The sequence below is a fragment of the Nosocomiicoccus sp. HMSC067E10 genome (genome assembly GCF_001810835.1).
Taxonomy (GTDB): domain Bacteria; phylum Bacillota; class Bacilli; order Staphylococcales; family Salinicoccaceae; genus Nosocomiicoccus; species Nosocomiicoccus ampullae_A.
The window spans coordinates 43,348-44,864 of the sequence record NZ_KV802782.1 but is presented as its reverse complement, the minus strand read 5'-3'; the positions used below and the strand labels follow the sequence as shown (position 1 = coordinate 44,864).

The following is a 1,517-nucleotide window of genomic DNA, read 5'->3' as shown; positions in this document are numbered from 1 at the left end:
TTATATTCAAACACTACATATTGTTTTCTTTTATGAAATAAAAAGTAGACAGTATTACTCATCTGTTTACTTCTCATATAGAATTTAATTGTTATAATAATATAGTCGCCGTAACTTCCTGGCGAATATTTACCAGGAAGGAGGTGAAACACCATGGAATTAATTTTTGTTAACATCATTGCCCCTATTATTGTTGGGGGTATCGTTGCGTACTTTGCGTATTGGTTACGTAATCGCAATGATAAATAGGCGACAATAGCCAACACCATAAAAAAGCCCTCACTATTGCGAGTAGCGAGGGCTTTGGTGAAGCCATGGAACTAATTTTTGTTATTTATATTATACAATTTATATTAGTGACTTGCAATGTTCAAGCTATTCGACTTCTAAATTAAATATTTCCCCTTTTACGATATCTACCATTATATCTATCATCTTCATATAACGTTAATTATTAAATTGTTTATTTAATTGATTCCCATTAATATCGATTTCTTTATTAGTTTTATAAAATATTTTTTGTTTCTAATTTTAAAAGTTATTAAGGCTTAGATAAAGTAATGTCATGACTACCTACATTACGTAATACAATATAATCAGGATTATTGTATTGAAAGGTCATACGTATTGACATAGTAGGTGAGGCTTCGAAGATTGATTTATGTCCTTTCATCTTTTTTACTCTTAAAGATCTTGGATAAGGTCGACCTTTTATCAATGCTTTAATTGCTTCATCAACTTCATCTTGAATATTTGAATCTAATTTATCGTATGCTCTTTTAAAGCGTTTTGTAATATCTAATTGGTACATAAATTAATTTTTACCTGAACGCAGGAACGAGATAGCATCGTTCACATTATTAAAAGATTTAACTTCATTATTAGAAATATTTTCTTCTGCTTCTTTTTCTCCTTTTTGCCATTCGGGAGACCAAAACCATGATTGATCTTTTGCGATGGTTATGACAGGTTGCATAATAAGTCTCCCATTTTCAATACTTACTTCTACTTGATCATCTTCATGTAAGTCTAATGCTTCTCTATGTTTTTTTGGGATTGTAATTTGTCCACGTTTTTTAACTGTTGATTTTACAGGTTTAATAGTCTTCTCCTGCTTAAAAGTTGTTTTCATATAATTCATTCTCCTTTAGTACTAAAAAATAGATACAATTCTTATTTTCAGAAAGTCATACTTACTGATTATATTTTAATATTTATTAATGAAAAGGGCAATTATTAAGTTTATATAAGTACATAAAACGACCGTTATATGAACGTTTTTACTTAGAGATTATAATTAGCCTGTTTTTAAGTGTTTTATAGTTCATTTACTCGGTATAATTATCTATGTATATATATATTATATTAAATCGTTTTATGTACTTTAAATTTGAGTGTCTTATATCTTTTTTAAGAGTAGTTTCCCTTTTTATCTATATAATTAATATGTTTTTACACTTTAATTGTGTACCGTTAATAAACATCTATTTTAGGAAGTTTTTGTTGTATAAAGGCAT

General features: G+C 27.9%; 3 protein-coding genes. 1 reads left to right on the top strand and 2 read right to left on the bottom strand.

The genetic code is table 11. From position 1 onward, the window contains the following. Window positions 1-153 precede the first annotated feature (153 nt). Window positions 154-249 (top strand): type I toxin-antitoxin system Fst family toxin, encoded by a 96-nt coding sequence (locus HMPREF2767_RS08705; RefSeq protein ID WP_143861279.1) that lies wholly within the window; start codon window positions 154-156, stop codon window positions 247-249. Between the two features lie 292 nt (window positions 250-541). On the opposite strand, the gene HMPREF2767_RS08475 is transcribed toward HMPREF2767_RS08705, so the two are convergent. Further along, window positions 542-811: a type II toxin-antitoxin system RelE/ParE family toxin gene (locus HMPREF2767_RS08475; protein ID WP_070456994.1), complete on the bottom strand. Its 270-nt coding sequence runs from the start codon at window positions 809-811 to the stop codon at window positions 542-544. 3 nt (window positions 812-814) lie between these two features. Beyond that, window positions 815-1,132: an AbrB/MazE/SpoVT family DNA-binding domain-containing protein gene (locus HMPREF2767_RS08470; RefSeq protein WP_070456992.1), complete on the bottom strand. Its 318-nt coding sequence runs from the start codon at window positions 1,130-1,132 to the stop codon at window positions 815-817. Between the last annotated feature and the right edge of the window lie 385 nt (window positions 1,133-1,517).